Below are 25,090 nucleotides of genomic sequence, written 5' to 3'. Positions count from 1 at the left end.
AGACCTGCCCACTGATTCCGGGGTGAGTTCGCTCGAACTCCTGAGAAACGTCACGGCTCGGGCGGGGTCGCGGTGGTTGGATGGTCGCTATGACGTCACGCGCCGGAACCCCCGCCCAGCCGCACGACCTGGTCGACGTCGAGGCGCTCGTCGCCGCGTACGCCGACCGCGCCCCCGACATGGATGACCCCGCCCAGCGGGTCGCGTTTGGCACGAGCGGCCACCGCGGGTCGAGCCTCGACGGTGCCTTCACTGACACCCACATCGCCGCCATCACGCAGGCGATCGTCGAGTACCGCGCGCAGGCTGGCACGAGCGGCCCGGTGTTCGTCGGCGCCGACACCCATGCCCTGTCGGCACCCGCGCAGCGCACCGCCCTGGAGGTGCTCGCCGGGAACGGCGTCACCGCGCTCGTGGATGCTCGCGCCGACTACGTCCCCACTCCCGCACTCAGCCACGCGATCATCCGTCACAACCGCGACGCCGGCAGCGCGCAGGCCGACGGAATCGTCATCACCCCGAGCCACAATCCGCCCCGCGACGGCGGCTTCAAGTACAACCCCCCGCACGGCGGGCCCGCCGACTCGGACGCGACCGGGTGGATCGCCGATCGTGCGAACGCGATCATCCGGGGCGGCAAGGCCGAGGTGAAGCGCTCGACCGTTGTCGATACGCAGACGTACGACTACCGCAAGCACTACGTCGATGACCTGCGCCACATCGTCAACCTGGGTGCCGTGCGCGACGCTGGACTGCGCATCGGTGCTGACCCGCTTGGCGGCGCGTCGGTCGACTACTGGGCCGCGATCGCCGACACGTACGGCATCGACCTGACCGTCGTGAATCCGGCCGTCGATCCGACTTGGGCTTTCATGACGCTCGACTGGGACGAGAAGATCCGCATGGATCCGTCGAGCCCGAGCGCGATGGCGAGCGTTCTCGCCCACCGCGACGATTTCGCTCTGCTGACCGGCAACGACGCCGACGCCGACCGGCACGGCATCGTGACTCCGGATGGCGGGCTGATGAATCCGAACCACTATCTGGCCGTCGCGATCGAATACCTCGCCACCCACCGCCCGCAATGGCGACCGGACGCCGCCATCGGCAAGACGCTCGTGTCGTCCACCATGATCGACCGCGTCGTCGACAGCCTCGGCCGACGCCTGTGGGAGGTGCCGGTCGGCTTTAAGTGGTTCGTCCCCGGCCTGATCGACGGCTCGGTGGCCTTCGGCGGTGAGGAAAGCGCGGGCGCCAGCTTCGTGCGCCACGACGGCAGCGTGTGGACGACCGACAAGGACGGCATCCTGCTCGCTCTGCTCGCGAATGAAATCGCCTCGGTCACGGGCACCAGCCCGTCCGAGCTGTACCGCGCGCAGACCGAGCGGTTCGGTTCGCCCGCCTACGAACGTATCGATGCGGCGGCGAGCCCCGAGCAGAAGACGGCGCTGTCGAAGCTCTCGGGCGATGCCATTACCGCTGACACCCTTGCCGGCGAGCCGATCACCGCGCGCCTGAGCGAGGCGCCCGGCAACGGCGCCGCGATCGGCGGGGTCAAGGTCACGACCGAGAACGCGTGGTTCGCGGCCCGGCCGAGCGGCACCGAGAACGTGTACAAGATCTACGCCGAGTCGTTCCGCGGCGAGGGGCACCTACGCGAGGTTCAGTCCGAGGCGAAGGCGATCGTCGACGCCGCTCTCGGCGAGTAGTCGTGACCGCCCCGATCGACCGCGCGGCACTGCACGCATCGTGGGATGCCCTGACCACAGAGGAGCTGCATGCTCGCGGCGGCATGAAGTGGTCGGCGAATCCCGGAATGATCGGCGCTTGGGTCGCCGAGAGTGATCTCGGCACGGCTCCTGCCGTCACCGAGGCTCTGCACGCCGCGGTTGCGCGGGGCGAGTTCGGCTATCTGCCGCGTCCGCTTGCCGCCGAACTCCGCGAAGCGACAAGCGTCTGGATGCACGAACGGTTCGGCTGGGATGTCCCGCCCGCGCGCATCCACCACCTTCCCGACGTGATTCACGGCCTTGAGGTCGCCATCGATCTCTTCACGCCGGACGGAACCCCGGTGATCGTGCCGACGCCGGCATATATGCCGTTTCTCACGGTTCCACCCCGACACGGTCGCGCCGTCATCGAGGTGCTCACCCTCGCGGATGTTGAAGGTCGCTGGTCGCTCGACCTCGCGGCGATCGACGCCGCACTCGCCGCCGGCGCCCGCCTCGTCGTGCTGTGCAACCCGCACAACCCGGGCGGCCGTGTCTTCGACCGTAACGAGCTTGCCGCGCTCGCCGAGGTGGTCGCGCGTCACGACGGTGCGCGGGTGTTCGCCGACGAGGTGCACGCTCCGCTGCTGTTGGGTGACGCGGCTCACGTTCCGTACGCCAGCGTCAACGATGTCGCCGCCCGCCAGGCGCTGACTGCCACCTCCGCGTCGAAGGCCTTCACGCTGCCGGGCCTCAAGTGCGCGCAGTTCATCGTCACGAATGACGACGACCAGCGCATCGTCGTCGAGCAGGGTCCGCTATTCGGCCACGGCACGAGCACCCTCGGCGCCGTTGCCAACATCGCGGCGTACCGCGAGGGCGGGCCCTGGCTCGACGTGTTCGTCGACTACCTGCGCGGCACGGTCGCGGCGGTCGCCGACCGGCTGGCCACGAGCATCCCGAGCGCCCGGTTCGTCGCGCCGGAGGGCAGCTACATCGGCTGGATCGACCTTCGCGATGTGTCCTTCCCCGGCCGCATCGACCCGCGCGAGACCGACCTCGGCGAGTGGTTCCGCCGCGAGGCCGGGGTCGCCCTGACGGACGGTCGCGCGTGTGGGGCGGCGGGTGCTGGCGGGGTGCGGGTGATCCTCGCGACGCCGCTTCCGATTGCGCTCGACGTCATCGACCGGATGGCCAGCGCGCTCGCTCAGTCGACGTAGTCGGGGGCGGGCGGCAGGCCGAAGAACTCCTCGAGGGTGGCGATGCCCTGCTCGTGCATCTCGGTCGCGAGCTCGACGCCGATGTACCGGAAGTGCCACGGCTCGTAGTCGAAGCCGACGATCGGCTGCGCGCCCTCGGGGTAGCGCAGCAGGAAGCCGAAGCGGTGCGCGTTCTCGGCCAGCCAGACGCCCGCGCGCAGCTCGCCGAAGCACGCCTGGAAGGAGCACTCACCTCCGGGCACCCCGATGTCGACCGCGAGGCCGGTCTGGTGCTCACTGTGGCCGGGGCGTGCGCTGAAGCGGTCGGTGTACTCGACGCCGTTGGCCGCGACACCGTTCGCGTAGATCGTGCTCTGCGTCGCGTAACTGCGGTAGGCGCTCTGCGACTGCAGCTCGATGCCTTCCTCGGCGCGCGCGGCATCGAACAGCGCGACGAGAGCGTCGGCCACCTCGGCCCGCATGGTCGCGGGGTTCGTCGCCGAGACGGGTGCCGTGACCAGGTCTGGTGGCGTGAAGTCGATGGGGTCGAGCGGCCGGAGCTTGTTCACGACCACCCAGATGCTCGCGGGGTCGTCGATCGACCGGGCTTCGCGGTCGAATGTCGGCTCGGGAGACGGCTCGGGGATCGGCGTCGGTGACGCGGTGGGCGACGGTGCCGGCGGGATGCTCACGGTCGGCCCCTCGGGGACGTCGCGCTCCGACGCGCACGCGGCCACCGCGAGCAGCACGACGGCGGCTCCCACGGCGGCAGCGCGGTGTCCGCGGGCGGGGAACATGGGCACCCATCGAGCCTAGGCGACGGGACCGGGGGCGGAGCGCATGCCGTTGACCAGGCATTTTTGCGAATCGAGCAGAGATCCTTGACACACCATGCGCGGCCGGTCTAGCGTGACCGCCAACGTGAGAGCGCTCTCACGGCTTCGGAATGAGAGCGCTCTCATTCCCACCCACCACGTACAAAGGAGTGACCCCCGTGAGACTGTCCCGAGCAACGTCCGCCGCGAGCATCGCGGCGGGCACGGCGGTGCTGGCCCTCGTAGCGAGCGGCTGCGCCACCGACACCGCGACCGGGCCGAACGAACCCGGCGGCAACGGCGAGCAGATCGAGCTCACCATCACCACCTTCGGAACCTTCGGATACGAGGCCCTGTACGAGGAGTACATGGACCTGAACCCGAACGTCCGGATCGTCGCCAACAACATCGACACCGGCGGCAACGCCCGCACCGACGTCTTCACGAAGCTCGGCGCCGGCAGCGGTCTGTCCGACATCGTCGCCCTCGAGGAGGGCTGGCTCGGCTCGATCATGGAGGTCAGCGACCGCTTCATCGACCTGCGCGAGTACGGCATCGAGGACCGCGCGAGCGACTGGGTCGACTGGAAGTACCAGCAGGCCACCGACCCCGACGGCCGCGTCATCGGCTACGGCACCGACATCGGACCGGAGGGCATCTGCTTCAATGGCCCGCTCTTCGAGGAAGCCGGTCTGCCGAGCGACCGAGAGGGCGTCGCCGAGCTGCTCGATGGCGGTTGGGACCGCTACTTCGAGGTCGGCGCCGACTACCTCGCCGAGACCGGACGCGCCTGGTACGACCACTCGGGCTTCGTCTGGAACGCGATGGTCAACCAGCTCGACGAGGGCTACTACACCTCGGGCGGCGAGCTGAACGTCGAGGGCAACGCCGAGCTCCGCGCCCGCTTCGACCAGCTGGCCGAAGCGACGCTGAGCGGCCAGTCGGCCGCGCAGTCGGCGTGGGACTGGAACGGCGGACAGTCGTTCGTCGACGGCACCTTCGCCACCTTCATCTGCCCCGGCTGGATGCTCGGGGTTCTGCAGGGCAACACGGAGGCCGGCGGCGGTAGCGCCGAGACCGGCTGGGACTTCGCCGACGTGTTCCCCGGTGGTGCGGCCAACTGGGGGGGCGCCTTCCTCGCCATCCCCGAGACCAGCAACAACAAGGAGGAGGCGGCCAAGCTCGCCGACTGGCTGACCCAGCCCGAGCAGCAGGTCAAGCAGTTCGAGGCGGCCGGTACCTTCCCGAGCACCCTTGAGGCGCAGCAGGAGCTCGCCGCGAACCCCATCCCGAACGCGTTCTTCAATGACGCCCCCGTGGGTGAGATCCTCGCCGGCCGCGCCGAAGGCGTCATCGCGCAGTTCAAGGGTCCGGACGACTCGCTCATCCAGGAAAACGTCTTCGGACCGCCCCTGCAGGCCCTCGACCGCGGTGAGATGACCGCCGACGAGGCCTGGGCAGAGGCGCTGCAACTGCTGAACGAACTGGTCGACTGACCCGACGTCGACCCGGCGGGCTCCCTGCGACCGACGCGGGGAGCCCGCCCCCACACCAGCCCGCTACCGCGAACGGACCTCTCGTGACTGACACACTGCCGCGCACCACGGCCGCAGACGATGCGCCCGGCACGCCCTCCCCCGCCGACGCGAAAGGGCGCACCCGCCGACGCCGCCGCTGGTCGCTCTCGCGGCTCGACATGGCCGCATCGCCGTACCTCTATATCGCGCCCTTCTTCGTGCTGTTCGCCGTCACCGGGCTGTTCCCCCTCGTCTACACCCTCGTCGTCTCGCTGCACGACTGGCCCCTGCTGCAGGGGCAGGGCGAATTCGTCGGCCTCGAGAACTTCGCCACCGTGCTCGGCGACCGCTTCTTCTGGAATTCGATCGGCAACACGCTCAGCATCTTCTTGCTGTCGACGATCCCGCAGCTCGCCGTCGCGCTCGTGCTCGCCTCGATCCTCGACCAGCACCTGAAGGCTCGCACCTTCTGGCGGATGAGCGTGCTGCTGCCCTACGTCGTCACCCCGGTCGCCGTCGCCCTCATCTTCACGAACGTCTTCAACGAGCAGTCCGGGCTCGTCAACAACCTCATCGGCCTCGTCGGCATCGACCCGATCCAGTGGAAGAACGACGTCCTGGCGAGCCACGTCGCGATCGCCACCATGGTGAACTGGCGCTGGACGGGCTACAACACGCTTATCCTGCTCGCCGCGATGCAGGCCGTGCCCCGCGACCTCCACGAGTCAGCCGCGATCGACGGGGCGGAAGCGGCACGGCGGTTCTTCTCGATCACGATCCCGAGCATCCGCCCCACCGTGATCTTCGTGATCATCACCGCCACCATCGGCGGCCTGCAGATCTTCGCCGAGCCGCGCCTGTTCGACGTGTCGAACGCCGGCGGCATCGGAGGCTCGCAGCGGCAGTTCCAGACCACCGTGCTCTACCTGTGGGAGATGGCCTTCTTCCGCGGCGACTTCGGTCGCGCGGCGGCCATCGCGTGGCTCCTGTTCTTGCTCATCGTCGCGATCGGGCTCGTGAACTTCGCCATCTCGCGCCGCATCGCCTCGGTCGAGACCGCACGCATCAGCCGCCGCGCGCAACGCCGGCTCGCCGCCCACCAGGGAGGAAACCGATGACCGCCCAGCCGATGATGGCCCCCGTCCGGCCGTCCCCCGAGTCCCCGTCCGCGCGGAAGCGTCGGCGCGGCGGCGGATCGGGCGTCGCCCTGCGGCCCGGGTTCCTCAGCTACGGCCTCCTGCTCGCCTGGATCCTCGGCTCGGCCTACCCGCTGTGGTGGTCGTTCGTGGTCGCGAGCGGCACGAATGCGACGCGCGGCGAGACCCTACCGCTCGTCCCGGGCGGAAATTTCTTCGCGAACGCCGCCCGCGTGCTCGACGCGATCCCCTTCTGGCTCGCGCTCGGCAACTCGATCATCGTCTCCGGCGTGATCACGATCTCCGTCGTCACGTTCTCGACGCTCGCGGGCTACGCCTTCGCCAAGCTGCGCTTCCGCGGCCGCGAGGGCCTGCTCGTCTTCGTGATCGCCACCATGGCCATCCCGACGCAGCTCGGCATCATCCCGCTGTTCATCGTGATGCGCGAACTCGGCTGGACGGGCACGCTCGGCGCGGTCATCGTACCAACCCTCGTCACGGCGTTCGGCGTTTTCTTCATGCGCCAGTACCTGGTCGGCGTGATCCCCGACGAACTCATCGAGGCGGCGCGGGTGGACGGCGCCAACCAGCTGCGCACCTTCTTCACCGTCGCCGTGCCCGCCGCGCGGCCCGCGATGGCGATCCTCGGCCTGTTCACGTTCATGATGGCGTGGACCGACTACCTGTGGCCGCTCATCGTGCTGAGCCCGCAGAACCCCACGCTGCAGACGGCCCTCAGCCAGCTGCAGTCCGGCTACTACGTCGACTACTCGATCGTGCTCGCGGGCGCCGTGCTCGCGACGCTGCCCCTGCTGATCCTCTTCATCGCAGCGGGGCGTCAACTCATCTCCGGAATCATGCAAGGAGCAGTGAAGGGCTGATGGCTCACCGTTTCCCCCCCACATTCCTCTGGGGCGCGGCGACCGCCGCCGCCCAGATCGAAGGTGCCGCCCACGAAGACGGCAAGGGCGACTCCATTTGGGATGCGTTCGCTCGCGTCCCCGGCGCGATCGCCGGCGGCGACACCCCCGAACGTGCGGTCGACCACTACCACCGGATGCCCGAGGACGTTGCGCTCATGCGCCGACTCGGTCTCGATTCTTACCGATTCTCGGTGAGCTGGGCGCGCGTCCAGCCCGATGGCGTGCGCACCAACGCCGCAGGCCTGGACTTCTACAGCCGGCTCGTCGACGAGCTGCTCGCCGCCGGGATCCTGCCGTGGCTCACCCTCTACCACTGGGACCTGCCGCAGACGCTCGAAGAGGCCGGGGGCTGGCCGAACCGCGACACCGCTCACCGCTTCCTCGACTACGCGCACGCTGTCCACGATGTGCTCGGCGACCGCGTCGACCACTGGACGACCTTCAACGAGCCGCTGTGCTCCTCTCTTATCGGCTACGGCGGCGGCGAGCACGCACCGGGGCGCATGGAGCCGCGCGCGGCGCTCGGCGCGCTGCACCACCAACACCTCGCGCACGGGCTCGCGACGCGAGCGCTGCGCGAGCGCGGCGCCGAGAACATCGGCATCACACTGAACCTCACCAACGCGGTGCCGAATGACCCGAGCGACCCCGTCGACCTCGACGCGGCCACGCGACTCGACGCGATCTGGAACGGCGCCTTTCTCGAGCCCCTGCTGCTCGGCCGGTACCCGCAACTCTTCCTCGACAGCGTTGCCGGCCACCGTTTCGCCGAGTTCATCCACGACGGCGACCTGGCGACGATCGCCGCCCCGCTCGACTTTCTCGGCGTGAACCACTATCACGACGACAACGTCAGCGGGCATCCGCTGCCGCCCGAAACCCCGCCGGGGCTGCGACCCACCACGTATGCACGCGGCAGCATGTTCGTCGGATCCGAGGACCTGACCTTCCCCTCGCGCGGCTTGCCGCGCACGGCCATGGGCTGGGAGATCAACCCCGACGGGCTGCGCTCGCTGCTCGTGCGGCTGGGTCAGCAGTACCCGCAGCTGCCGCCCCTCTACGTCACCGAGAACGGCTCCGCCTGGGAGGACGTGGTCGGCGAGGACGGGAGTGTCGAGGACCCCGATCGCGTCGCCTACCTGGAGGACCACCTGGACGCCGTCGCCTCTGCCATCGAGGAGGGCGCCGACGTGCGCGGGTACTTTGTCTGGTCGCTGCTCGACAACTTCGAGTGGGCGTGGGGCTACGACAAGCGCTTCGGCATCGTGCACGTCGACTACGACAGTCAACTGCGCACGGTCAAGCGCAGCGGGCACGTGTACGCCGAGATCATTCGCGCCCACCGGGATGCGGCGCCGACCCCCGCCGGGCAGGGCATCGCGGCCGCGATCTAGGATGGGGCCACACCCCACCTCTACTGCGGAGCGCCCATGACCCTCGAGACGTCGCCGCCGAGCGCGCCCACGCTCGAGCAGGTCGCCGCGGTCGCAGGCGTGTCGAGAGCGACGGTCTCGCGGGTGATCAACGACTCGCCGAAGGTGACCGTCGAGGCGCGGGAGGCGGTCTCGCGAGCGATCGCCGAGCTCGGCTATGTGCCAAACCGCGCGGCGCGCAGCCTGGCCTCGCGGCGCACCTTCGCGATCGCCCTCGTCATCCCCGAGAACACCGCGAAGTTTTTTGCCGACCCCTACTTCGCCTCCGTGATTCAGGGCGTGGCGATGGCGCTGTCGAGCACGAAGTACACCCTCAGCCTGCTCATCACGCCCGAGACGGACGCAGAGAAGAGCCGCAACTTCCTGCAGGCGGGCAACGTCGACGGGGCGCTCGTGCTCTCGCACCACTCCGACGACCGCGCATTCCTCGCCCTCGCCCGCACCATGCCGGTCGTGTTCGGCGGACGCCCCATGGGGCCGGAGGGCGAGCACGCCTTCTACGTCGACGTCGACAACCGGGCCGCCGCGCGCGTGGCAACCGAGCACCTGATCGCTGGGGGCCGCACGCGCATCGCTACGATCGCGGGGCCGGCCGACATGGCCGCCGGTGTCGACCGCCTCGACGGCTGGCGCGACGCGCTGAACGCCGCAGGGCTCGCATCTTCCCTCGTCGAGCGCGCCGACTTCACGCCCGCGGGCGGATTCGAGGCGATGCGGAGGCTGCTCGCCCGCGGGGAGAGCTTCGACGCCCTCTTCGCGGCGAGCTCGCAGCTGGCTTCCGGCGCACTCTCCGCCATGCGGGATGCGGGCCTCGCGGTGCCCGCGGATGTCTCGATCACCTCGATCGACAACGACTATTTCGCCACCAACGCCAACCCGCGCCTCACGGCCATCGAGCAGCCGACCGTCGAGGTCGGGCGCACGATGGCGCGGCTGCTGATCGACCGCATCGAGGGACGCGAGATCTCTCGGGTGACGATCCTGCCGACGGCGCTCGTGCAGGGCCAATCGGCCTGACAGGGGCGGCCGCAGTCGCCGATTCGAACCGCCGAGCCATCAGCGTCGAGGCCACGACAGCCAACCAGCAGACAGAGTCGCGAGCCGCTCGATAGCGGCTTCTCGTTTCGCGTCGGACACATGCGTCAGGCCGCCCGTTCCGGACATGCTTCCGGCGAACCGGTAGCCGTATGTTGCCCGACCATCCGCACGCCCTTGCGTTGCCACCGATTCACGGAAGCGACCATCGGCGACAGCGAGGACGTGGCTCTCCAGTTCGTCGGCTGCTCTCTCCCAGGTCTCGTCGCAGGCGTCGCAGCCACATACCGGGTAAGACGACTCCCACAGCACTCCCGCCGCGAGGACCACCCCCGGGTAGCCGGTCAGCGCAATGTCCAACGGTGCCGCGTCGACGGCACGTGGGCGCAACGTGTAGGCATCAATGATGGGGATCTGTCTCCTCCCGAGCTCGTCCGCGAGGGAGGCGCCACGCTCTATCTCAATGTCGAAGGTGAGAGTGAGGTGCGCAACGAGGGCTCGCGCGACCTCGTGTAGCGGCGCGAATCGCTCGGGGTGCGTGATGCAGCTGTACGAGTCTTCGGGAGGTCCAGCCAAGCCCCACCGCTCGCCGTAAGGAATCACAGTGCCGCTCACATCGCGGTACTCCTGAGGCGCGATCTCGGGGCGAACGTACGACGTCATGGCTCGATTGTGATGGATCGTCGAGAGCGTGTCGACGACCGGGCCACCCAGCCCACTGCCGTGCAGCGCCGATAGGGTGCCCGGCATGAGCCTCACCGTGACCCACGAGCCCGATGCCTCCCGCTATTCCGTGCACCGCGGCGACGAACTGCAGGGCTGGATCGACTACGACGTCGCCGGCGGAACCCTGCGGATGTTGCACGCCGAAGTGCCCCCGCTCATGCGCAACAAGGGCGTGGGTGGTGAGGTCGTGCAGGCGATCCTCGACGAGGTTCGTAACACACGCGCGGAACCGGTGCAGCCGGTGTGCGGGTTCGTGCGCATGTGGATGCGCCGGCATCCCGAATACGACGACCTCGCGCGTCGGTAGCAGGCACTTCGCCGGTCTCGCCCGTGTGTGCAGCCGGCTCATGTGTCGGGCCAGTGTCGCGCAGCCCCGGTGGATGCCCCCGCGTCATGGCGTGTCGCGGCCGGCCCGCCGCGAGCCGCCCGACCCTCCGGGGCGACGCGACAACAGTGCGGCGCGGCGGGGCCTGCGCGACGCGAGTCGGCGGTAGCGAGTGCTCAGTCGCGCAGCGGCAGGATGACCGGCCGCGAGCCCGGCGTCGGGTGGTACACCCGCACACCCAGGCCGTAGGCGCGGCCGACGCGCTCGGCGGTCAGCACCTCGTTCGGGGTGCCGATCGCGGCAAGGGTTCCGCCGGTGAGCATGCCGATGCGATCGGCGTATGCGGCCGCGAGCGAGAGGTCGTGCAGCACCACGACGACCGCGCGCCCCGCGCGGGCGAGGGCCAGGGATGCGCGCATCACGTCTTCTTGATGGCGCAGGTCGAGCGCCGCAGTCGGCTCGTCGAGGAACACGATCTCGGTGCGCTGCGCGAGCACGCGGGCGAGCGACACCCGCGCGCGCTCGCCGCCCGACAGCGCGGTGAAGCGCCGCTCGACGAGGTGGCCGACGTCGGCGGTGCGCACCGCCTCGGCGATGGCCTGCTCATCGTCGTCGAACTGCGGGGTGCGCACCCACGGGTTGCGGCCCATGGCGACGATCTCGCGCACGAGGAAGGGGAAGCTCACCTCGTTGGCCTGGTTGAGTACGGCGCGGCGACGGGCGAGTTCGATCGTGCGGTAGTCGCCGAGGCGCTTGCCGTCGAGTAGCACGGTGCCGTGGTCGTAGTCGAGTTCGCCGCTGAGGGCGCCGAGAAGCGTCGACTTGCCAGCACCGTTGGGGCCGACAAGCGCCAGCACCTCGCCGGTGCGCACCTCCAGGTTGACGTCGTGCAGGATCTGCCGGCCGTCACGTGTCACCCCGACGCCGCGCGCCTCAAGCACGACGCGACTCTCGGCCGGGTGGGCGGGGATCGACCCGGTGACGGGCGTTCCGGGCAGGTCGCTCATCACGCCCACCCCCCGCTGCGTCGACGCTGCCGCCAGAGCAGGTAGAAGAAGAACGGCCCTCCGACCAGCGAGGTGAGCATGCCGATCGGCAGTTCGGCCCCGGCGATGAGGGTTCGGGTCATGAGGTCGGCGATGACGAGCAGGGCACCGCCGCCGACAGCGCTGGCGAGAATGAGACCGCGGTGGGCGGGCCCGATGATCATGCGGATGATGTGCGGCACGACCAGGCCGACGAAGGCGATGATGCCGGTGAACGCGACCGCGGCGCCCGTAAGCAGGGCGACGAGCACGATGGCGACGATGCGCAGCCGCTCGACGTTGACCCCCAGCTGGCGGGCGTTGCGCTCGCCGAGTGCGAGCAGGTCGAGTCGGCGGGCGAGGAAGAGCGCGGCGAGCGTGCCGAACAGCGCTACGACGGCGACGATCAGCACCTGGTTCCACAGCGACCCGGCGATTGAGCCGAGCTGCCAGAACACGATCTGCTCGCGGCTGGCCGAGTCGGCGATGAACAGCACGAAGGCGATGCCGGCCTGCGCGAAGGCGTTGATGGCGATACCGGTGAGCAGCAAAGTGACGACCTCGGTGCGCCCCCCTGCCCGCGCGACGGCGTAGACGAGTAGCGTGGCCACTAGCCCGCCAAGGAAGGCGAACACCGCGACTCCCGGACCGCCGAGCACGCTCGCGCCGATCGTGATCGCAATGGATGCGCCGAGCGCGGCTCCTGAAGACACCCCGACGACGCCGGGCTCGGCGAGCGGGTTGCCGAAGATGGCCTGCATGACGGCGCCAGCGACGGCGAGCGATGCCCCCACCATGAGGCCCATGACGATGCGCGGGAAGCGCACGACCCACAGGGTGGACTCCACGATCGGGTCGGTCGGAGCCCACGCCGTGTCGATGCCGATGGCCCGTAGCAGCGAGCCGAGCACCTCGGTGGGGGCGACGGCCAGCTGCCCCGTGACAGCGCTCGCAATGATGCCGCCGACCAGGAGGCCGGCGAGTAGCAGGACGAGCGCGGTCGCGCGCAGGCGCGACCTCACGGCACCCGGTGCACCCAGTCGTGCGTGCCGAACTTCTCGGCCACGAGCTGCTCAACCCGAGCGCTCTCGTCGTCGGTGATGGCCCCCTCGCTGAGGCCGTACAACCGATCGAAGGTGCCGACGAGCGAGTCGATGATGGCGTCGCGGGTCATGCCGGTCTGTGATTTGAGCGGGTCGACGCGCTTGTTAGCGCTCGCGATGCCCTTGTCGCTCAGCTTCTCGCGCCCGATGCGCAGCACCTGGGTCATGCGGTCGCCGTCCATGTCGTAGGCCATGGTCGTGTGGTGCAGCACGGCTCCGGCGCCGAGGCGCTTCTGCGCGGCGCCGCCGATCTTGCCGGCGGGGCTCGCGATGTCGTTGAGCGGCACGTAGGCGGCGTCGATGCCGAGGTCGCGCAGGGCGGTCAGCACCCAGCTGTCGAGGAACGCGTACGACTCCGCGAAGCTCATTCCCTTAACGAGGTCGACGGGAGCGTAGAGCGAGTAGGTGATCGCCGACTGCGGCTCGATGAACATGGCACCGCCGCCCGACACGCGGCGCACGACCTCGAAGCCAAAGGCGGCAGCGTTGTCGAGGTCGACCTCGTTCTTGACGCTCTGGAACGACCCGATGACGACGGCGGGACTCGCCCACTCCCAGATGCGCAGGGTCGGCCCGCGCCGTCCGGCGCCGACCTCCTCGGTGAGCACCTGGTCGGTCGCCATCTGCTGCACGGGCGCAAGCGCCGGCCCGCGCACGAGCTGCCAGTCGTGGTCGGCGAACGTGGTGGCGCTGTTCACCGCGCGCCGGATCGTCGTCGCCACCGCCTCGGGGCTGAACCCGAGCAGCTGCGCCCCGGCCGGCACCGCCGCGGTGAGCGCCCGCGTGAGGGCGACCGCGTCGCTGTCGGCGCGCATCCCGGTGACGGCGCGCTCCATCTCGTGAACGGTCTCGTCGGGTTCGACGAAGAAATCGCCCGCGATCCGGATGCTCGCAATCGCGTCATCCACAACCGTCAGGTCGACGACGACCAGCTTTCCGCCGGGAACCTTGTATTCGCCGTGCAGGGGGCTCTCACCGCTCATGCGGGCAAGCCTACTGAGCGGTGGCCACGGGAAGGCCGGGAGCGGCCGCGTACTGCGACCACGAGCCGGGGTAGAGGCGCCCGGCTGCCAGGCCCGCGTACTCGAGCGCGATGAGCGTGTGACAGGCGGTGACGCCCGAGCCGCAGTAGGCGACAACCTCGCGCTCACCCGCGCCCGCCGCCTCGAAGCGCTCGCGCAGCACCTCCGGCGCGAGGTGCAGACCGTCGGGTCCGACGTGGTCGCGGGTGGGCAGATTCACCGCGCCGGGGATGTGGCCGGCGCGCGCGTCGACGGGTTCATCGTCGCCGCGGTACCGCTCGGGCGCGCGGGCGTCGACCAGCAGGGGCCCCTCATCGGCGGATGCTCGGCTCACCTCGTCGAGGTCGGCCAGCCGTTCGGCGGGCCACGCGCGGGTCGACAGCGACCGCGGCCGTGCCTCCACCGGGCCAGTCTCGAGCGCATCCTCCCCGTGCGTGGCGACCCACGCATCCAGGCCGCCGTCGAGGAGGGCGGCGTCGTGACCGACGGCCCGCAACATCCAGACGAGGCGTGCGGCGATCACGCCGCCGGCGTCGTCATACGCGACCACCGCGTCACCGTCGCCGATGCCGAGCGCTCCGAGGCCCATCGCAAAGACCGCCGGATCGGGCAGCGGGTGCCGGCCGTCGGCCGCCGTCGCGGGGGCGGCGAGCCACGCGTCGAGGTCGACGAACACGGCGCCGGGGATGTGGCCGGCCTCGTGCGCCTCGCGCCCCGACCGCCCGTCGAGGTACCATCGCACGTCGGCGACGACGACCTCGTCGCGGTGCTCGGCGAACCAGGCGGGAGAAACAATCGGCGGCAACATGCCCTCAGGCTAGGGTGCGGCCATGGATTTCGTCGCGCTTGACCTCAGTCGTTTCGGCAGCTCACTCATGGAGGACGCAGGGGCCGCGCCCAACGGCCTGGCCACGCAGCGCGTACCGGCAGACGATGACGCCCACTTGCGCGTGATCGGCATCGGCATCGCCGCCGGCCACGAGCTTCCCGAGCACGACAACCCGGGCGAGGCGATGCTGCAGGTGCTCAGTGGCTCGGTCACGCTTCACTCGGTCGACGGCCGCGCGGTACCGCTCACGGCGGGGATGCTCGCACCGATTCCGCAGGCGCGTCACCACATCGAAGCACACGAGACCAGCGCGCTGCTGCTCGTGCAGGTTGCGCGCGCCTAGGCGGTCTCCTCCGCCGACCCGGAGGCGCGGGCCCCGTCGAACAGGCGCTCGTCGAGCCAGGCCATGAGGTCGTCACGCACCTCCTGCTGGTTCGTCTCGTTGAAGATCTCGTGGCGCGCGCCCGGGTAGACGATCAGCTGAACGTCGCTGAGGCCCCCGCGGCCGACGTAGTCGTTGGCGAGCTTCGCCGCGCTCTCTTCCCCGCCGAGCGGGTCGTCGTCGCCGACCATGATCAGCAGCGGCACGTCGCGGTCGAGCTTCTTCGGCCGGCCGTAGAGGCGCAGCGCGTCGAACAGGCCGAACAGCTTCAGCACCTTCGCGTCGGTCGTGAGCTCGTCGGCGACGAACGCGGCGGCAACCTCGGGGTCGCGGCTCAGCCACTCGGCCCCGGTGTCGCCGAGGTGCGCGTGGCGGGCGTTCAACTCGCCCGAGTTCATGCCCCACGGCGTGCGGTGGGCGGTGCCCGTGAGCACGACGGCGTCCCACGGCTGGCGGCCCGCGTTCAGCAGGTTCTGCGCCATCAACGAGCCCCATGAGTGGGCGACGAGCGCGAGCGGCATGCCGGCACGCTCTCGACGGATGATCGTGGCGAGGTCTCGCAGGTTTTGCTGCGTCGCACGCAGCCCGCCCACGCCCAGCTTGCCGATCCTCGTCAGGTCGCCAACCCACTGCTCGACGCCGGTGGCCCCGTGGCCGCGGTGGTCGTCGGCGTAGACGGCGTACCCGCGGTTGACGAGGTCTTGCGCGAGCGCCTCGTAGCGCAGCGCGTGCTCGCCGACCCCATGCGCGATCTGGACGACGCCGCGGGGTTTCCCGGGCGACCAGACGTAGTAGTGCACGGTCACGCCGTGATCGTCGACAAACGTGCGGTGATCGCGCTCGGCGATGAATCTCACCATCGATGGCCTCCTTGGGGGCCAGCGTACGCGCATCCATTCGTTACCCAGGTTAATGACCTAGGGTAATGAGTTGCCATGACGACCGCACCACCGCCTCCCCTGCCCGGCAGCACGCCGCCCGCGTCGACCGACCCCGACGAAGAGCTGCGCGTGCTCATCCAGAAGCTCGCGCGGCGCATCCGCAACGAGCGGGGCGGTGAGGGCATCACCGACAGTCAGCTCGGCGTGCTCTGGCTCTTGGCGAGCGAGGGGCGGTCGACCCCCGGGCAGCTCGCCGAGCGCGAGCGCGTGAGCGCCCCGGCCATGAACCGCACCATCAACGCCCTCGAGGCGGCCGGTCTCGTCGCCCGCACGCCCAGCGACGAGGATGCACGCTGCGTCTGGGTGACGCTCACCGACGAGGGCGAGCAGGTGGTCGCCGAGACGCGGCGCCTGCGCACGCAGTGGTTCCACGACCGGCTCGACGAGTTGAGCGACGACGAGCGTGCGGCGCTCGAAGCGGCACGCCCCGTGCTGCGGAAGCTGGCGGACAGTTGAACGCGATGTTCCGCTCGCTCGCCGGCGTGAACTACCGCATCTGGTTCGCCGGCGCGCTCATCTCGAACGTCGGCGCGTGGATGCAGCGCACCGCCCAAGACTGGTACGTGCTCACCGAGCTGACCGATAACGACGCAGTCGCGGTCGGTATCACGATGGCACTGCAGTTCGGGCCGGCGCTGCTGATCAGCCCGTATGCGGGGATCCTCGCCGACCGCATCAACGGGCGGCGGCTGCTCGCGGCGACCCAGATCACCCTCGCGCTGCTGGCCCTCGGCCTCGGCGCGATCATCGTCGCCGGCGTCGCCGAACTGTGGATGGTCTACCTCTTCGCGCTCGGCCTCGGCATCACAACCGCGATCGACGCGCCCGCCCGCCAGACCTTCGTCGGCGAACTGGTCGGCACGAAAGACCTGCCGAACGCCGTCGCGCTGAACTCGGCATCGTTCAACACCGCGCGCCTCATCGGCCCCGCCGTCGCGGGCCTCCTGACCGTCGCGATCGGCGCTGGCTGGGTCATCGTCGTCAATGCCGTCACCTTCCTCGCGATGCTCGTGGCCCTCTATCTGCTGCGCGAGAACGAGCTGCACCCCATGAAGAAGGAGGCGAAGGCCCGCGGACAGTTCCGCGCCGGACTCGCCTACGTGCGACGCCGCGGCGACCTGATGGCGATCTTCGCAATGGTGTTCCTGATGGGCACCTTCGGCTTCAACTTCGCCATCTTCACGGCGACGATGGCGAGCGTCGAGTTCGGCCGCGGTGCCGGCGAGTTCGGCCTGATGTCGTCGATCGTCGCCGTCGGCTCGGTGATCGGAGCGCTCGGCTCGGCGCGCCGCGACCGACCGCGCCTGCGGGTGATCGTCGGCTCGGCGCTCGGGTTCTCAGCCGCCATGGTGGTCGCCGCCCTCATGCCGACCTTCCCGCTGTTCCTGCTCGCCCTCGCCCCCATCGGCTTCTTCGCCCTCACGATGATCACCTCGGCGAACGCGTACGTGCAGACCACGACCCGGCCCGCGATCCGCGGACGCGTCATGTCGCTCTACCTCATGATCTTCATGGGCGGCACCCCGATCGGCGGCCCCCTGCTCGGCCTCATCGCCAACGAGCTCGGCCCGCGCTGGGCGATCGCTGTCGGCGCACTCGCCGGCATCGCGGCCGCGACCGTCACCGTCATCTGGATGCGCGCCACGCGCAATCTGCGCATCCGCCGGTCGGGTGGGCGGCAGCGCTGGTACCGGCCGAAGTGGCACGTGCGCTATGACGGCGACGGCCTCGACCGCGAGACGGCGACACGCGAGATCGCGATCGTCGAGGCCGGGTCGCGGCGGATTTAGGGGCGGCTCGCCTCGAGGAGGGTTGTCGCCGCATCGCGGCCGCCGGCTGAACTCGTGCGGGTGTGCGCAAACCGTGCCTGGTGAGGCACGCACGAACTGCGCGAACCAGCACGATGTCAGGCGAGCGGGCTCTGGACGGCTGGGCCAGGCGGCCCAGGGCTAGACGATCGAGTCGGAGGCGCCGCGACTCGCATCGAGGAGCGCCGTCGCAGCGTCGCGGATGCCCTCAAGCTCGGCGACGCTCAGGCCCAGCCGAGCGACGACCTGAGCGGGCACCTTCTCGGCCTCAGCCCGCAGGCTCGCGCCCACGTCGGTCAACGCAATCGCGAGCGCCCGCTCATCGAGCGGATCGCGGGTGCGCGTGACGAGACCCTGCCGCTCAAGCCGCTTCAACAGGGGGCTCAGCGTCGCGGAGTCGAGAAAGAGGGTCTCCCCCAGGTCTTTCACGCGGCGGGGGCTCGACTCCCAGAGCGCGAGCATCACGAGGTACTGCGGATGCGTGAGCCCCAGCGGCTCGAGAATCGGCTTGTATACCGACACCACCGCGCGGCTGGCGCCCACAATCGCGAAACACACCTGCCGGTCGAGGGCGAGAGCACCCGTCATGCTCGTAGTTTAGCGAGGGTACGATTAGTTAGTGCACAAACGTAATCCGCTGAACCCGTTCAACGACACCCCCGGCTTCTGGGGCGCGTTCGGGCGGCTCATGTGGAAGGCAACCGGGCCGGCCGCCGTCGGCACGGGCCGGGTCGAAGAGCCGTACGTCGCGCCCGCTGACCCCGCCTGCCCGCTGTGCGGGAACCCGATGGCTGAGCACACGGTCGCCCGCGGGCAGGGTACGACGCCGAGTCGGCTGCGCTGCCCATCCGATTAACGCGAGCGCGGTACCGCCACCGGCCACACCGATGAGAGCGTGCGGTCCACTCCGCGGTCCTGCGGTGACCGCGCGCCATCGGGCGCGGCGATCGCCGAGGCCGCCGGCGCGACCCCGGCCGCAGCGGCGGCCGCATCGACGCGCGCCGCGACGGCGTCTCGGATGGCGGGGAGCGCATCCAGGGTCATGGGCGACGGGATGCGGGCGGCCGGGTCATCGGGAATCGTCGCGGGGCGCGGGCACCACGCCGCGTCGGAGCCGTGGTCGTGGATGGCCGCGACCGCGCGGTCAATAGCGGCCAGGGCGTAGGGCAGGCCGTGCGGCACCCCGGCGTCGGCAAGCAGCAGGTGCTCGACGTCGGCGAGGCTCGGTTCGGCGGCCGAGCGGGCACGGAAGATCTCGAGCGCTCCGCACGCGCGCAGCAGAGCGGCAGCGTCGCCCTGATCGATCGCGGTCGGCGCCCGCTCGGCGAGCGTGCTCACGGTGACGAGGGCTCGGGTGCTCGCCCGGCCGAGCGTGAACAGGTGGTACGTGTTGTCGCGGGCTGCGGAGGCCTCGACGATTCCGGTGACGAGGGCGGCGCGCTCGCGGGTCCAGGTCAGAAACTCGTGCAGCCTCTCGGGAACGACCTTGCGGGGCATACGGGCGCGCGTCGCGTCGAGGGCTTCGCGCACGTCGGCCCCGAGCATCCCGCGGGCGCGACGCGCCTGCTCGCGCGCCGTCGCGAACGCGAACGCGATCGAGCCGGGGCGGGCGCGGTCGACGACGCTCGTCGCGAGCGCGGCAGCCTCGGCCCCCTCGGCCCGCGCCCGATCGGCGTCAATGATGAGGGCGACGGCGTCGGCGCGCTCAACGAGAGCGCCGACCGCGTACACGTTGTCGGCGGTGCGGCCCGGCATGCGACCCCCTCCCGTCTGAGGCGACGGTAGACCGGTCGTGTTGCGCCGATGTTACCGCGAGGTGACGGGTGGGGGTGGGGGGGTGTCGGGTGTGCGGGGCGCCGGGCTACGCGGTGTGAGGCGGTGGGCGCGGGGGCCGCGAACCGAGCGCTACCCGGTGTGCGCGGCGCGGGCCGCGTACTGCGCGCGCACCTCGGGGCGCGGCTCGGCGGCGAGCTCGGCCCAGGTATCGAGCGGCCAGCTCGGGCGCTCGCCGGTCAGCACCCAGGCGGCCTGCACGGCGGCGCCGCGGGCGACGTACTCGCCCGGCTCGGGAATCACGACGGGCAGGCCGAACACCTGGGCGGCGACGGCGCCGACCGCGCGGCTGCGCGCGGCGCCGCCCACCAGGTGGATGCTCGCGGCCGGCACCCCGAGGCGCGTCACCGCGTCGAGGCCGTCGGCCAGGCCGCACAGCATGCCCTCGACGGCGGCGCGGGCAAGGTTCTCGCGGGTGGTGCTCGCGAGCGTCAGACCGAAAAAACTTGCGGTCGCGTCGGGCAGGTTCGGGGTGCGCTCGCCCTCGAAGTAGGGCTGCAGAACGACGCCTCCCGCGCCCGGCTCGGCCGCGAGGGCCAGCTCGGCGAGCTCGTCGTGGTCGACGCCGAGGAGGCGGGCGACCGCATCGAGCACGCGGGCCGCGTTGAGCGTCGCGACGAGGGGCAGGAACGCCCCCGATGCGTCGGCGAAGCCCGCGACCGCGCCGCTCGGGTCGGCGACCGGCTCGGGACTGACCGCGAAGACGGTGCCGCTGGTGCCGATCGAGACGACGACGTCGCCCTCACGAGCATCCAGGCCGAGGGCCGCGGCAGCGTTGTCGCCGGCGCCGGCGCCCACCCGGGTGCCGGGGCGGAGCGTTCGCAATGCAGGAGTAGAGGCGTCGACGGCCACCGATTCCGCGGGTCCGAGCACGCGAGGGAGCGCTACTCCTGAGAAACGTACCGAGTCGGCGTCGGTCGAGGGTGCGGTGCCGGGGTCGGTCGAGGGTGCGGCGCCGGGGTCGGTCGACGCTGCGGGGGCGGCGCGGCCCGGCTGCGCGACGCGGCCGGGACGCCCGAGCGCCCTCTCGAACAGCTCGAGGTCGTACTCGCCGCTCGCGCCCGAGAAGTAGGCGGTGCCGCTCGCATCAGAGCGGTCGGTGACGAGCTCGTCGAGCACGGGGCCGAGCGGGCTCTCGCCCTCGGGCCCGTAACCGCGCAGGCGCCACGTGAGCCAGTCATGCGGCAGAGCAACCGCGGCGACGCGGGCGGCGTTCTCGGGCTCGGCGTCGCGCATCCAGCGCAGCTTCGTGGCGGTGAACGAGGCGACGGGCACGACGCCGGTGCGGCGCGCGTACTCCTCGGCGCCGACCTCGGCGATCAGCTCGGCCGCGGCCGCCGCGGAACGCGTGTCGTTCCAGAGCAGGGCGTCGCGGATGACGCGGCCCTCAGCATCCAGCGCCACCATGCCGTGCTGCTGGCCGCCGATCGCGATGGCGTCGACGTCGGCGAGCCCGCCGGCGGCGTCGACCGCCTCGGCGAGGGCGCGCCACCACGCCTCGGGTGGCACCGAGGTGCCGTCGGGATGCGCGGCGCGGCCCTCGCGCACGATGCGACCCGTGGCGGCGTCGACGATCAGCACTTTGCAGCTCTGGGTCGACGAGTCGACTCCGGCGACGAGGGTCATGCGCTCCTCCGTTGGGGCGGCGTGGGGTGGGTGGTCCGGCGGGCCGGGCGTGCGCGGCTGAACGGTACTGCGCGCGTCCGGCCCGTCGGGGTCGTGAGGCTCGGTGCTAGCGGGCACCCATGAGGTGCTCGGTGGCGAGCTGCTGCAGCGCTACGAAGCCGAAGCCCTTGCCGTTGAAGTAGGCGCTCGGGTCGAACTCTTCGTACGCCGAGGTGTCGGCGAGCAGAGCGTCGATCGTCTCGCCCTCGCCGAGGGTCGGCTGCGACAGCTCGGCAACGCGAGCGGCGGCGAGCGCCTCCTGTACCTCGGGGTCGGCGCGGAAGGCGGCGGCGCGCTCCTTCAGAAGGAGGTACGTGCGCATGTTGGCCTTCGCCGACTCCCACACGCCGGTCTCGTCTTCGGTGCGCGACGGCTTGTAGTCGAAGTGGCGGGGGCCGTCGTAGGCCGGGCCGCCGCTCGGCCCACCGTTTTCGAGCAGGTCGACGAGCGAGAACGCGTTGTGCAGGTCGCCGTGACCGAAGACGAGGTCTTGGTCGTACTTGATGCCGCGCTGGCCGTTGAGGTCGATGTGGAACAGCTTGCCCGCCTCGAGCGCCTGCGCGATGCCAGCGGTGAAGTTGAGGCCCGCCATCTGCTCGTGCCCGACCTCGGGGTTGAGGCCCACGAGTTCGGGGTGCTCGAGCGTCTCGATGAACGCCATCGCGTGGCCGAGCGTCGGCAGCAGGATGTCGCCGCGGGGCTCGTTCGGCTTCGGCTCGATCGCGAACTTGATGCCGTAGCCGTGGTCGGTGACGTACTGCGTGAGGATGTTGACGGCCTCGCGGTAGCGCTCGATCGCGGCGCCCACGTTCTTGGCGCTGTCGTACTCGGCGCCCTCGCGGCCACCCCACATGACGAAGGTGTGCGCCCCGAGTTCTGCGGCGAGGTCGAGGTTGCGCAGCACCTTGCGCAGCGCGAAGCGACGCACGGCGCGGTCGTTGGAGGTGAAGCCGCCGTCTTTGAAGACGGGTGCGCTGAACAGGTTGGTGGTGATCATAGGCACCTGGATGCCCGTGTCGGCTTTCGCCTGGATCAGGCGGTCGATCTGCTTACGCCGGTCGGCGTCGGACGAGCCGAACGCGAACAGGTCGTCGTCGTGCAGCGTGAGACCGTAGGCGCCGAGTTCGGCGAGCTTTTCGGCCACGTGCACGACGTCGAGCGGCGCGCGGGTGGGGCCGCCGAAGGGGTCGGCACCGTTGTAGCCGACGGTCCAGAGGCCGAAGGTGAACTTGTCTGCGGGGGTGGGCGTCGGGGCCATGGTGGCGTTGTCCTCCAGAGCGCGGGCGCGTCGCTGCGACACCGCGGATGTATTTGTTGGTTGACACAACGTATCACGTGCGCGACGATTGCCGCCAGACTGGAACCCATGACCCCGAGAAGGCCGACCCCCATGGATGCCGGAGCCCTCCGCCGCCGCAACCTGTCGGCCGTGCTCGAACTCGTGCACCGGCACGGCGGGGTCACCCGCGCCGACCTCACTCGGGCACTCGGGCTCAACCGGTCGACGATCGGCGACCTCGTTGCAGTGCTCGTCGAGCACGGGTGGGTCGACGAGCGCGACGACGCTCCGCGCTCGGGCGTCGGTCGCCCCAGCCCCCGCGTCGCCCCGAGCGACACCCGCGTCGTCGCGGCCGTCAACCCCGAGCTCGACGTCGTCGACGTGGCGCTCGTCTCGCTGGGCGGACAGATCGTCGCCCGGCGCCGCGTCGACCTCGACCACGTGCCGACCGTCGCCGAGACCGTCACCCTGACTTCTCACACCGTGCGCGAGCTCGCGGCCGACAACCCCGGAGTCGAGGTGCTCGCCGCCGGCGTCGCCGTGCCCGGCCTCGTGCGCGGCCGCGACGGCCACGTGCGCCTCGCCCCGCACCTCGGGTGGCGCGAGGAACCGCTCGCCGCCCCGCTCTCCGTCGCCCTCGGGATGCCCGTGGCCGCATCCAACGACGCCCACCTCGGCTGCCGCGCCGAGCAGACGTTCGGCGCCGGGGTCGGCACCGGCACGATGTTGTACCTCAACGGCGGCCCCTCCGGCATCGGCGGCGGCCTCGTTGTCGACGGCCGCCCCATGGACGGCACGGCCGGCTACGCGGGGGAACTCGGACACCTCGGCCTCGACCCGGAGGGCCCCGCGTGCGCCTGCGGTGCGCGCGGCTGCCTCGAAGCGCTCGCGCCTCGCGACGCGCTCGTGCAGGCGGTCGGTCTCGAGCATCCCGATGACGACGCCCTCGAGGCGGCGCTGGTGGCGGCCGTCGCGGACGAGACCGACGGCGACACGGCCCGCGCCGAGGTCGCGCGGCAACTGCGTTGGCTCGGCATTGCGTTGCGCGGCGCCATCAACCTGCTGAATCCCGAACGGATCGTGCTCGGCGGGCACCTCGCCGCGCTGTGGCGCTGTGCCGACGAGTCTCAGCGCGCAGCCCTGATCGCGGATGCTCTGCCCGCGTCGGCGGCGGAGGTCACGATCGAGCCCGCCGCGCTCGGCTCGCAGCGCCTCCTGATTGGCGCGGCCGAGCTGGCCTGGGACGGCCTCATCGCCGATCCGATCGACGCCGTGCAGGGCGTCGGCGTCGCGACTGCGTAACTTTCGGGAGTAGGCTTCGAAACATGTCGACCACTGCCGAATCCGCCGCACCGCGCGTCACGCTGTCCGACGTCGCGGCGGAAGCCGGGGTGTCGCTCGCCACGATCTCCAAGGTGCTCAACGGACGGCCTGACGTATCGCCGGCGACCCGCGCGCGCGTCGAGGTTCTGCTCGCCGAGCACGGCTACCAGCGGCGTACCGGCGCGACCACGACGAAGGCCGAGCTGGTGGAACTCGTGTTCCACGAGCTCGACCGCATCTGGTCGATGGAGCTCATCGACGGGGTCGAGTCGGTCGCGAAAGAGCAGGGGCTGAGCGTCGTGCTCACGGTCACGGGCGACCGCCACTCCCCCGGCAGCGAGTGGCTCGAGGGCGTGCTGCGCCGCCGCCCCGCGGGGGTCGTGCTCGTCTTCAGCGACCTCCCGCCCGAACTGCGCGAACGCCTGCGCTCGCGTGCCATCCCGTTCGTGATCGTCGACCCCGCCGGCGACCCCTCGCCCGACGTGCCCTCGGTCGGGTCGGCGAACTGGTCGGGCGGCCTCGCCGCCACCCGCCACCTCATCGAACTCGGTCACCGGCGCATCGCCGCCATCACCGGCCCGGCCGACATGATGTGCTCGCTCGCCCGCCTCGACGGCTACCGCTCGGCCATGAACTCGGCGGGGCTCGAGATCGCGAACGAGTGGGTGCGCTTCGGTGACTTCCACGTCGAGGGCGGCCGAGCGCAGGCGATGGCGCTGCTCGATCGCCCCGAGCATGAACGGCCGACCGCGATCTTCGCCGGCAGCGACCTGCAGGCGCTCGGCACGCTCGAGGCGGCGCGCTCGCTCGGCTTGACCGTGCCCCGCGACCTGTCGATCGTCGGCTACGACGACATCCCCGTGAGCCGGTGGGTGAGCCCGCGGCTGACGACCGTGCACCAACCGCTGCGCCAGATGGGCGTCGAGGCGGCGAAGCTCGTGCTCGCGGCGGCGCGCGGCGAGGATGCGCCGGGCACCCCCCGCATGGACCTCGCGACAAGCCTCGTGGTGCGCGATTCAACAGCCCCTCCCGCGCGCTGAGCGCAGCCACTACGGTGGGGCG

General features: G+C 70.8%; 25 protein-coding genes. 14 read left to right on the top strand and 11 right to left on the bottom strand.

Going from position 1 to position 25,090, the window contains the following annotated elements:
* Nucleotides 1–89: 89 nt before the first annotated feature.
* On the top strand, nucleotides 90–1,709 hold the full coding sequence (gene pgm, locus CPY97_RS02005) for a phosphoglucomutase (alpha-D-glucose-1,6-bisphosphate-dependent) (RefSeq protein ID WP_096420385.1): 1,620 nt from the start codon (nucleotides 90–92) through the stop codon (nucleotides 1,707–1,709).
* 2 nt (nucleotides 1,710–1,711) lie between these two features.
* Nucleotides 1,712–2,929, top strand: coding sequence for a MalY/PatB family protein (locus CPY97_RS02000; RefSeq protein WP_231924009.1), 1,218 nt, complete (start codon nucleotides 1,712–1,714; stop codon nucleotides 2,927–2,929).
* On the opposite strand, the gene CPY97_RS01995 is transcribed toward CPY97_RS02000, so the two are convergent.
* Entirely contained in the window at nucleotides 2,917–3,705 is a 789-nt protein-coding gene (locus tag CPY97_RS01995) for a M15 family metallopeptidase (protein ID WP_096420383.1), read from the bottom strand. The two genes, CPY97_RS02000 and CPY97_RS01995, sit on opposite strands and share 13 nt — an antisense overlap.
* 197 nt (nucleotides 3,706–3,902) lie before the next feature.
* Between CPY97_RS01995 and CPY97_RS01990 the strand changes: the two genes are divergently transcribed.
* The 5 genes from CPY97_RS01990 (at nucleotide 3,903) to CPY97_RS01970 (ending at nucleotide 9,749) form a co-directional block, all read left to right on the top strand.
* The gene (locus CPY97_RS01990; RefSeq protein WP_231924008.1) at nucleotides 3,903–5,219 is read left to right on the top strand and encodes an extracellular solute-binding protein; all 1,317 of its coding nucleotides are present in this window, start codon (nucleotides 3,903–3,905) and stop codon (nucleotides 5,217–5,219) included.
* Between the two features lie 83 nt (nucleotides 5,220–5,302).
* Complete coding sequence (locus CPY97_RS01985) at nucleotides 5,303–6,358, top strand: carbohydrate ABC transporter permease (RefSeq protein WP_096420379.1); 1,056 nt, start codon at nucleotides 5,303–5,305, stop codon at nucleotides 6,356–6,358.
* The gene (locus CPY97_RS01980) at nucleotides 6,355–7,257 is read left to right on the top strand and encodes a carbohydrate ABC transporter permease (protein WP_173826852.1); all 903 of its coding nucleotides are present in this window, start codon (nucleotides 6,355–6,357) and stop codon (nucleotides 7,255–7,257) included. Before CPY97_RS01985 ends, CPY97_RS01980 begins: the two co-directional genes overlap by 4 nt.
* Nucleotides 7,257–8,693: a glycoside hydrolase family 1 protein gene (locus tag CPY97_RS01975; RefSeq protein WP_096420377.1), complete on the top strand. Its 1,437-nt coding sequence runs from the start codon at nucleotides 7,257–7,259 to the stop codon at nucleotides 8,691–8,693. The genes CPY97_RS01980 and CPY97_RS01975 overlap by 1 nt, the downstream gene beginning before the upstream one ends.
* Nucleotides 8,694–8,729: 36 nt before the next feature.
* Nucleotides 8,730–9,749 (top strand): LacI family DNA-binding transcriptional regulator, encoded by a 1,020-nt coding sequence (locus CPY97_RS01970; protein WP_096420375.1) that lies wholly within the window; start codon nucleotides 8,730–8,732, stop codon nucleotides 9,747–9,749.
* 39 nt (nucleotides 9,750–9,788) lie between these two features.
* Here the strand turns inward: CPY97_RS01970 and CPY97_RS01965 are convergent, their stop codons facing one another.
* Nucleotides 9,789–10,517, bottom strand: coding sequence for a DUF6226 family protein (locus tag CPY97_RS01965; protein WP_150129160.1), 729 nt, complete (start codon nucleotides 10,515–10,517; stop codon nucleotides 9,789–9,791).
* On the opposite strand from CPY97_RS01965, the gene CPY97_RS01960 reads away from it, so the two are divergent.
* Nucleotides 10,516–10,800: a GNAT family N-acetyltransferase gene (locus tag CPY97_RS01960; RefSeq protein WP_096420371.1), complete on the top strand. Its 285-nt coding sequence runs from the start codon at nucleotides 10,516–10,518 to the stop codon at nucleotides 10,798–10,800. The genes CPY97_RS01965 and CPY97_RS01960 overlap by 2 nt on opposite strands.
* 194 nt (nucleotides 10,801–10,994) lie before the next feature.
* Here CPY97_RS01960 and CPY97_RS01955 read toward each other — a convergent pair whose 3' ends face one another.
* From CPY97_RS01955 to CPY97_RS01940, 4 genes are read right to left on the bottom strand one after another with little or no spacing between them, the layout of a single operon-like run.
* Nucleotides 10,995–11,825 carry a heme ABC transporter ATP-binding protein gene (locus tag CPY97_RS01955; RefSeq protein WP_173826851.1) on the bottom strand — a complete coding sequence of 277 codons (831 nt, stop codon included), beginning with the start codon at nucleotides 11,823–11,825 and terminating at the stop codon, nucleotides 10,995–10,997.
* Entirely contained in the window at nucleotides 11,825–12,865 is a 1,041-nt protein-coding gene (locus CPY97_RS01950) for a FecCD family ABC transporter permease (RefSeq protein WP_231924007.1), read from the bottom strand. Before CPY97_RS01950 ends, CPY97_RS01955 begins: the two co-directional genes overlap by 1 nt.
* Nucleotides 12,862–13,911 carry a lipoate--protein ligase family protein gene (locus CPY97_RS01945; RefSeq protein WP_096423277.1) on the bottom strand — a complete coding sequence of 350 codons (1,050 nt, stop codon included), beginning with the start codon at nucleotides 13,909–13,911 and terminating at the stop codon, nucleotides 12,862–12,864. Before CPY97_RS01945 ends, CPY97_RS01950 begins: the two co-directional genes overlap by 4 nt.
* A gap of 28 nt (nucleotides 13,912–13,939) precedes the next feature.
* Complete coding sequence (locus tag CPY97_RS01940; RefSeq protein ID WP_096420367.1) at nucleotides 13,940–14,776, bottom strand: sulfurtransferase; 837 nt, start codon at nucleotides 14,774–14,776, stop codon at nucleotides 13,940–13,942.
* Nucleotides 14,777–14,798: 22 nt separating this feature from the next.
* On the opposite strand from CPY97_RS01940, the gene CPY97_RS01935 reads away from it, so the two are divergent.
* Entirely contained in the window at nucleotides 14,799–15,140 is a 342-nt protein-coding gene (locus CPY97_RS01935) for a cupin domain-containing protein (RefSeq protein WP_096420365.1), read from the top strand.
* Here the strand turns inward: CPY97_RS01935 and CPY97_RS01930 are convergent.
* The gene (locus CPY97_RS01930; protein WP_096420363.1) at nucleotides 15,137–16,039 is read right to left on the bottom strand and encodes an alpha/beta fold hydrolase; all 903 of its coding nucleotides are present in this window, start codon (nucleotides 16,037–16,039) and stop codon (nucleotides 15,137–15,139) included. The two genes, CPY97_RS01935 and CPY97_RS01930, sit on opposite strands and share 4 nt — an antisense overlap.
* A gap of 75 nt (nucleotides 16,040–16,114) precedes the next feature.
* Between CPY97_RS01930 and CPY97_RS01925 the strand changes: the two genes are divergently transcribed.
* Together CPY97_RS01925 and CPY97_RS01920 are read left to right on the top strand one after the other, a co-directional pair.
* Nucleotides 16,115–16,576 (top strand): MarR family winged helix-turn-helix transcriptional regulator, encoded by a 462-nt coding sequence (locus tag CPY97_RS01925; RefSeq protein WP_096420361.1) that lies wholly within the window; start codon nucleotides 16,115–16,117, stop codon nucleotides 16,574–16,576.
* A complete protein-coding gene (locus tag CPY97_RS01920; RefSeq protein ID WP_096420359.1) occupies nucleotides 16,573–17,910 on the top strand; it encodes an MFS transporter in 1,338 nt (445 codons plus the stop codon). Before CPY97_RS01925 ends, CPY97_RS01920 begins: the two co-directional genes overlap by 4 nt.
* A gap of 159 nt (nucleotides 17,911–18,069) precedes the next feature.
* On the opposite strand, the gene CPY97_RS01915 is transcribed toward CPY97_RS01920, so the two are convergent.
* On the bottom strand, nucleotides 18,070–18,516 hold the full coding sequence (locus CPY97_RS01915) for a MarR family winged helix-turn-helix transcriptional regulator (RefSeq protein ID WP_096420357.1): 447 nt from the start codon (nucleotides 18,514–18,516) through the stop codon (nucleotides 18,070–18,072).
* A gap of 31 nt (nucleotides 18,517–18,547) precedes the next feature.
* Between CPY97_RS01915 and CPY97_RS01910 the strand changes: the two genes are divergently transcribed.
* Complete coding sequence (locus CPY97_RS01910) at nucleotides 18,548–18,784, top strand: hypothetical protein (RefSeq protein ID WP_096420355.1); 237 nt, start codon at nucleotides 18,548–18,550, stop codon at nucleotides 18,782–18,784.
* On the opposite strand, the gene CPY97_RS01905 is transcribed toward CPY97_RS01910, so the two are convergent.
* From CPY97_RS01905 to xylA, 3 genes are all read right to left on the bottom strand, one after another.
* The gene (locus CPY97_RS01905) at nucleotides 18,781–19,683 is read right to left on the bottom strand and encodes an alpha-E domain-containing protein (protein WP_096420353.1); all 903 of its coding nucleotides are present in this window, start codon (nucleotides 19,681–19,683) and stop codon (nucleotides 18,781–18,783) included. The two genes, CPY97_RS01910 and CPY97_RS01905, sit on opposite strands and share 4 nt — an antisense overlap.
* Nucleotides 19,684–19,833: 150 nt before the next feature.
* Nucleotides 19,834–21,387 (bottom strand): xylulokinase, encoded by a 1,554-nt coding sequence (locus tag CPY97_RS01900; RefSeq protein ID WP_096420351.1) that lies wholly within the window; start codon nucleotides 21,385–21,387, stop codon nucleotides 19,834–19,836.
* Between the two features lie 106 nt (nucleotides 21,388–21,493).
* Nucleotides 21,494–22,684 carry a xylose isomerase gene (xylA, locus tag CPY97_RS01895; protein WP_096420349.1) on the bottom strand — a complete coding sequence of 397 codons (1,191 nt, stop codon included), beginning with the start codon at nucleotides 22,682–22,684 and terminating at the stop codon, nucleotides 21,494–21,496.
* A gap of 108 nt (nucleotides 22,685–22,792) precedes the next feature.
* Between xylA and CPY97_RS01890 the strand changes: the two genes are divergently transcribed.
* The gene (locus CPY97_RS01890; protein WP_231924005.1) at nucleotides 22,793–24,007 is read left to right on the top strand and encodes an ROK family transcriptional regulator; all 1,215 of its coding nucleotides are present in this window, start codon (nucleotides 22,793–22,795) and stop codon (nucleotides 24,005–24,007) included.
* Nucleotides 24,008–24,030: 23 nt separating this feature from the next.
* Nucleotides 24,031–25,068: a LacI family DNA-binding transcriptional regulator gene (locus CPY97_RS01885; RefSeq protein ID WP_096420346.1), complete on the top strand. Its 1,038-nt coding sequence runs from the start codon at nucleotides 24,031–24,033 to the stop codon at nucleotides 25,066–25,068.
* The last annotated feature ends 22 nt before the right edge of the window (nucleotides 25,069–25,090 follow it).

Origin of the sequence: Microcella alkaliphila (assembly GCF_002355395.1) — a bacterium.
GTDB classification, from domain to species: Bacteria; Actinomycetota; Actinomycetes; order Actinomycetales; family Microbacteriaceae; genus Microcella; species Microcella alkaliphila_A.
The sequence above is the reverse complement of the archived record's forward strand: the minus strand, read 5'-3'. Positions and strand labels throughout refer to the sequence as shown.

Excerpts from the sequence above, each read along its gene's own strand:
- pgm (WP_096420385.1), top strand. The coding sequence starts at position 90 with ATGACGTCACGCGCCGGAACCCCCGCCCAGCCGCACGACCTGGTCGAC.
- CPY97_RS01995 (WP_096420383.1), bottom strand. The coding sequence starts at position 3,705 with ATGTTCCCCGCCCGCGGACACCGCGCTGCCGCCGTGGGAGCCGCCGTC.
- CPY97_RS01980 (WP_173826852.1), top strand. The coding sequence starts at position 6,355 with ATGACCGCCCAGCCGATGATGGCCCCCGTCCGGCCGTCCCCCGAGTCC.
- CPY97_RS01975 (WP_096420377.1), top strand. The coding sequence starts at position 7,257 with ATGGCTCACCGTTTCCCCCCCACATTCCTCTGGGGCGCGGCGACCGCC.
- CPY97_RS01970 (WP_096420375.1), top strand. The coding sequence starts at position 8,730 with ATGACCCTCGAGACGTCGCCGCCGAGCGCGCCCACGCTCGAGCAGGTC.
- CPY97_RS01960 (WP_096420371.1), top strand. The coding sequence starts at position 10,516 with ATGAGCCTCACCGTGACCCACGAGCCCGATGCCTCCCGCTATTCCGTG.
- CPY97_RS01965 (WP_150129160.1), bottom strand. The coding sequence starts at position 10,517 with ATGCCGGGCACCCTATCGGCGCTGCACGGCAGTGGGCTGGGTGGCCCG.
- CPY97_RS01955 (WP_173826851.1), bottom strand. The coding sequence starts at position 11,825 with ATGAGCGACCTGCCCGGAACGCCCGTCACCGGGTCGATCCCCGCCCAC.
- CPY97_RS01940 (WP_096420367.1), bottom strand. The coding sequence starts at position 14,776 with ATGTTGCCGCCGATTGTTTCTCCCGCCTGGTTCGCCGAGCACCGCGAC.
- CPY97_RS01935 (WP_096420365.1), top strand. The coding sequence starts at position 14,799 with ATGGATTTCGTCGCGCTTGACCTCAGTCGTTTCGGCAGCTCACTCATG.
- CPY97_RS01930 (WP_096420363.1), bottom strand. The coding sequence starts at position 16,039 with ATGGTGAGATTCATCGCCGAGCGCGATCACCGCACGTTTGTCGACGAT.
- CPY97_RS01925 (WP_096420361.1), top strand. The coding sequence starts at position 16,115 with ATGACGACCGCACCACCGCCTCCCCTGCCCGGCAGCACGCCGCCCGCG.
- CPY97_RS01915 (WP_096420357.1), bottom strand. The coding sequence starts at position 18,516 with ATGACGGGTGCTCTCGCCCTCGACCGGCAGGTGTGTTTCGCGATTGTG.
- CPY97_RS01905 (WP_096420353.1), bottom strand. The coding sequence starts at position 19,683 with ATGCCGGGCCGCACCGCCGACAACGTGTACGCGGTCGGCGCTCTCGTT.
- CPY97_RS01900 (WP_096420351.1), bottom strand. The coding sequence starts at position 21,387 with ATGACCCTCGTCGCCGGAGTCGACTCGTCGACCCAGAGCTGCAAAGTG.
- xylA (WP_096420349.1), bottom strand. The coding sequence starts at position 22,684 with ATGGCCCCGACGCCCACCCCCGCAGACAAGTTCACCTTCGGCCTCTGG.
- CPY97_RS01890 (WP_231924005.1), top strand. The coding sequence starts at position 22,793 with ATGACCCCGAGAAGGCCGACCCCCATGGATGCCGGAGCCCTCCGCCGC.
- CPY97_RS01885 (WP_096420346.1), top strand. The coding sequence starts at position 24,031 with ATGTCGACCACTGCCGAATCCGCCGCACCGCGCGTCACGCTGTCCGAC.